The organism is Streptomyces sp. NPDC040432 (genome assembly GCF_055595445.1).
On record NZ_JBVIVP010000055.1, the window covers coordinates 1 to 5,193 of the forward strand.

General features: G+C 69.6%; 3 protein-coding genes. 2 read left to right on the forward strand and 1 reads right to left on the reverse strand.

Going from position 1 to position 5,193, the window contains the following annotated elements; translation table 11 throughout:
• Positions 1–490 precede the first annotated feature (490 nt).
• Complete coding sequence (locus ACZ58N_RS38715) at positions 491–1,699, forward strand: barstar family protein (RefSeq protein ID WP_471170329.1); 1,209 nt, start codon at positions 491–493, stop codon at positions 1,697–1,699.
• A 425-nt stretch (positions 1,700–2,124) separates the two neighbouring features.
• Entirely contained in the window at positions 2,125–3,552 is a 1,428-nt protein-coding gene (gene rox, locus ACZ58N_RS38720) for a rifampin monooxygenase (protein ID WP_471170332.1), read from the forward strand.
• A 188-nt stretch (positions 3,553–3,740) separates the two neighbouring features.
• Here rox and ACZ58N_RS38725 read toward each other — a convergent pair whose 3' ends face one another.
• The gene (locus tag ACZ58N_RS38725; protein ID WP_471170335.1) at positions 3,741–4,040 is read right to left on the reverse strand and encodes a hypothetical protein; all 300 of its coding nucleotides are present in this window, start codon (positions 4,038–4,040) and stop codon (positions 3,741–3,743) included.
• Between the last annotated feature and the right edge of the window lie 1,153 nt (positions 4,041–5,193).

Consider the following 5,193-nt stretch of genomic DNA (forward strand, 5'->3'; position numbering starts at 1 on the left):
GGACCCTGTGGGAGAGTAGGACGCCGCCGAACAATCATTGTGGAAAGCCCCGTACCGGGATACCGGTACGGGGCTTTTCTGCGTTCACGGGCCGAATGGTATTTCGTAGCATCGGCGCATGCCCAGCCTTCGGTTGCTCAGCTCGACCATGCGCCGGCACTGCTCGCTGCCGGCGGCTCCGCCGAGCTCGGCTACCGGATCGCCGAGCGGGCGGCCGAGCAGGGCCTGGCCATGACGGCGGTCCGTGCGGTGTGCGTCCTGGCAGGCGCGGAGTACCGCCTCACCTCCCCGAGGGCCGTCACCACCCTCAACAACATGGCCCCCCGAACCGTGCTGACCCGTACCGGCCTTGTCCACAGGTCGTCGGCAACCGCCTCCTGGACGGCCGACCCGGCATGCGCTTCGTACGACCCTTGGACGAGGGGTCCGGCCCTGAGGGCGGTACCGGATCCGATCGAACGGCGTGGTGACGAGCGAGGGGGACAGGGACGTGGTGGAGATCCTTGACAGGGTTTGGAGTTGGGGGCGTTCGCTGCCGCTCAAGTACGTTCTGGTCAGTGAGGAATGGGACGACGAGCTGATCGTGTGGGCCCACTGCGCCGACGCTGACGGGCTGTTCGTCGAATCGGCGCCGCGTCGGGAACGGTTGACGATCGGGGGCTGCCGGCCGACCGGGCGGCTGCTCAAGGCTGCCGAGGCGTTCCGAGACCGGCCGGCGCAGCCCATCGACCTCGGAGCGCTCGCCCTCATCGGGGAGTTCCGGGTGCCCGGAGCGGATCCCGCCGGCGACCCGTTCCACGCCTACGACACCGACCATTGGGAACTGGCAGCCCCGGTCCTGATCGGATGCCAACCCTCGCAGCTGGAACCGACGTTGGTGGATCTCGTCATCGAGGCCAAGGTGGAGGGACCGGTTTGGCGCGCCGAGCCCGCGGGTCCCGAATGGCAGCTGTTCAACGGTCGGGGAGGAGGCAATCTGGGTGCCTGCCACCGGGTGGAGGGCCTGTACGGTGAACGCCCCTTTCCCGCTTCGCCGCCCATGCGGCTGATCGGCTGCCAACCCGGTGAACGGCTCCTGCGGCGGCTCGTGCGTCCACGGGGTGACGGGGACCGGGTCACGCTGCTGGCTGTGGACCGGACCGGCCGGGTCATGCGCCACCAGGAGCACATGCCGCTGGAGGTCATGGCCTCCCGCCCGTCCGAGCTCGGCGGGACGCTCATCGACCTGTGGTTGCGGGAAGGCCCCGCCGAACGGCCCGATCCTGCCGTCCGACCCGTCTGGGACGCCTGGTTCGAGGGGCCCCCGTCCGAGCCGGGCGGTTGGACGGGCTTCTCCCCCGAGGGCCGGACGGAGTGGTCTGCCTTCGCCGCGGCCGCGCAGGACACCCGCCGGCAACTGCCGGGCGGCGTAAGGCACCTCGACGGTCGGTACATCACGGACATCCCCGGGTTCGTGTGCGCGATCGGCGAGGCGTTCGCAGGGCCCGGCGGGCACTTCGAGCAGTGCTGGCATACGTTGCGCGGCTGCCCGTGCGGCGGGGACGTGCCCGGCACGCCGTTCACGCTGATCTGGCACGACGCCGATGTCGCGCGGCGCGCGTTTTCCACGGTGACCGTGGACACGGCGGGGGAGACGCCCTACCTGGACGGAGTCCTTCGGTTGCTCGCCCGCGTCGGCATCGCCGTCGAACTCCGCTGACCCTCCGCACGGACGCGCAGTCGTCCGTGTCGAGCGGAACCACCTGCCGCGGGTCATGGACAAAAGCAAAGGCAAGGAGGGTTGCCCACTCCTTGCCACTATCAAGGTATAGCCGGTGGGGGGTCTTGCGGCAAGACCCCGGTCGTGCTGCAGAATCGCCGACCTGAGCCGTAACCGGTGCATATCCGGGGTTCGCGAAGTCCCTGTGCCTTTGACGGCGTACGTGCCTGAAGTGGCGGGCCGGATGGGGGCCGGGTCAGGGGCGGCGCCACCTCGGCACTGCGCCGGCACCGCATCGGAGTCGCATGGACAGCGCAGTGGCGTCGCACTCGCGGCGTGCACGAACGGATGCGTGCGTGCGCACGGACCTTCGGACCGCGCCGGAGCGGCAGGCCGAATTCATCTCGTTGAGTGGGGCGTATGTCATGACGGACGTGATCGTTGTCGGCGGTGGACCGACCGGTTTGATGCTTGCCGCCGAACTGCGGCTGCACGGCGTGGACGTGGTCGTGCTGGAGAAGGAGACGGAGCCGATCAGGCACTCCCGGGCCCGCGGGCTGCACGCGCGCAGCATCGAGGTGATGGACCAGCGCGGCCTGGCGGAGCGGTTCCTCCCGCTCGGGGAGAAGTTCGCGGTCGGCGGCTTCTTCGCGGGGATCAGCACGGCATGGCCCGCCCGGCTGGCCACCACGCACTCGTACGTACTCGCCATCCCGCAGGCCGTCACCGAGCGACTGCTGACCGAGCGCGCCACCGAGCTCGGTGCCGAGCTCCGGCGCGGCTGCGAGCTGGTCGAGCTGGGCCAGGACGAGCGGGGGGTGACCGTCGGCCTGGCGGACGGTACGCAACTGCGGTCGCGCTACCTCGTCGGCTGTGACGGTGGCCGCAGCACGGTGCGTCGGTTGATCGGGGTGGACTTTCCGGGGGAGCCGTCGAGGACCGAGACGCTGCTGGGGGACATGGAGGTGGGCGTGCCTCCGGAGACCCTGGGCGCGGTCATCGCCGAAGTCCGCAAGAGCCAGCTGCGGTTCGGCGCGATCCCCGAGGGGGACGGCGTGTACCGCTTCATCGTGCCGGCCGCCGGGGTGACCGAGGACCGTACGACCGGGCCGACGCTGGAGGAGTTCAAGGAGCGGCTGCTGGCCGTCGCCGGCACCGACTTCGGGGTGCACTCGGCTCGCAGGCTGTCCCGGTTCGGCGACGCCACCCGTCTGGCCGACCGTTACCGGGTCGGACGGGTCCTGCTGGCCGGCGACGCCGCCCACATTCACCCGCCGACCGGCGGGCAGGGCCTCAACCTCGGTGTTCAGGATGCGTTCAACCTCGGCTGGAAGCTGGCCGCCGAGGTGGCCGGGTGGGCCCCGGAGGGGTTGCTCGACAGCTACCACGCCGAAAGGCATCCGGTGGCCGCCGACGTACTGGACAACACTCGCGCGCAGATGGAACTGCTGTCCCCCGAGCCCGGTGCCCGGTCGGTACGGCGGCTGCTGTCGGAGCTCATGGAGTTCGAGGAGGTGAACGAGTACCTGATCGAGAAGATCACCGCGATCGGGGTCCGCTACGACTTCGGAGAGGGCCACGAACTGCTCGGTCGCCGGGTGAAGGACGTGGAGCTGAAGCGGGGGCGTCTCTACGAGCTGATGCACGGCGGACGCGGACTCCTGCTCGACCGGACCGGCCGGCTCTCGGCGGCGGGCTGGGCGGACCGGGTCGACCACGTAGTGGACGAGAGCGAGCAACTGGACGTGCCCGCGGTGCTGTTGCGTCCCGACGGGCACGTGGCGTGGGTCGGCGACGACCAGCAGGACCTGCTCGACGGATTGGCGAGGTGGTTCGGCACCGCTGCTGGCTGAGCCCGCACCCGGAACGATCGGCCTGGTCCCGGGCGGGGCGGCCCCGCCCGGCTTCGTGGACCGGGGGTGCAGGCGCCACACCCGGGTCCTGCTGTGCCTCGCCCGATATCGGGCCGAGGTCCTCGTCGCGCTGCTCCGCGACGGTGTCTTCCACGGACCGTCGCGTGTTCGAGCGGCGCTTCGCAGATCTAGACCATGGTCAGGAGGTGATCCGTGGGGCCGTAGTCAACTTTCCAGTCGGCGTAGATCCCGGCGGCGCCGTCGTTGCGGCACCGCAGCCCAACGGTCACCCAGCGGACCGAACCATCCCCGGTGAGCGAGAACGCGACTGCCATCTCGAACTCCTCGTCCCCGCACGGACAGCAGGCCTCGCCGGGGTCCGCGTCCTCCCAGAACTCCGCGCTGTCCGCGATGAACGCACGGCCGCCGCAATCAGCGCACACCCGCTCGGCCCCACCCTCGACATCGTCAACGAGCACGAAGAACACGCGCCCGCCGCACCCACCACAGACGCAAGACACGATCTTCACCGGACGGCCGCCCTCAGCGCTCCGGAGAATCGCTGCGAGGCCCGCAGGAACACCCGCTCCAACCTGATCATCATCATGCACGGACACATCGTTCCAGCCCCGCCAACCAGCACTCCTCCACCACCTTGCCCATCCGGACAGGGCACCCTCTGCCGTGTCCCCGGCCACGGGGGAGGAGAAGGTGCCGCCCGTCCAGCCCCTCGCCGGTAGGGGGCTGGACGATGTCGTCGCGTTCGTCGGCGTCGGCGCCGGGTGCATCACTCTGATCACCGGCGTCGGGACGTCCCGGTCTTCCGTGCGCGGAGGCGACAGCGAGCACGATCTGCTCAGGCGCTCCACCAGTAGGTGGTCGCGCAGGTCCGAGCCGGCCGGAGCGGTGAGGGCGACCGCGGGGGCCTCAGTACTGAAGACCTCGTCTCCGATCCTGAACGGGCAGACCTACCTATGCACCGCCACAGCACTGCGACACAGCGGACCGGTCGGGACGGGTGCGACCCGGATCGTGCAGTGCCTCGACGCAGCGTCGTCGCCCGCGGCCCAGGGGACCCCGTCGGAGTCGGAGCGGAAATGTACGACGTCGTCGCCCTCGATCACCCCCTCCCGGAAGAACCGAGCCGTCCGGCACGTCGGCTGTGTCGGGGCTCTCCTTCGCTGCCCGGAGCCCCTCGGTGGGCAGGGACATCCACCCCTCGCGAGGGACGAACCCGAACCAGACCTTGATCTCCTCAACGCTGCTCTCCATACGGGCCGTCATGCGCGGACCGCAGCCCAACCCGGTGCGGGCGGTCGCAAGCGGGGACGACCCTCGACCCGCACCACCGACCGAGGCAGCCGCGGAACGAGGCCGCCCCGCCAGGTTTTGACTCCCCCCAGGCAGGGTTGTAGAGTTAAACGGTTGCCTCGAACCGGACAGGTTCGGCAACAACCTCCCACACCCCACAAGGACTTCGATCCTCGTGAGGTGTACTCGACTCTTCATTCGAAAACGCCGAAGCCGGGAAATCCGGTGGCGAAGTTCTGATAGAGTCGGAATCGCCGGAAAGGGAAAGCGTGAAAGCGCAGGACCTGGAAAGCACCGAGGAAATCGGGCCCGAGAGAGTCTGATAGAGTC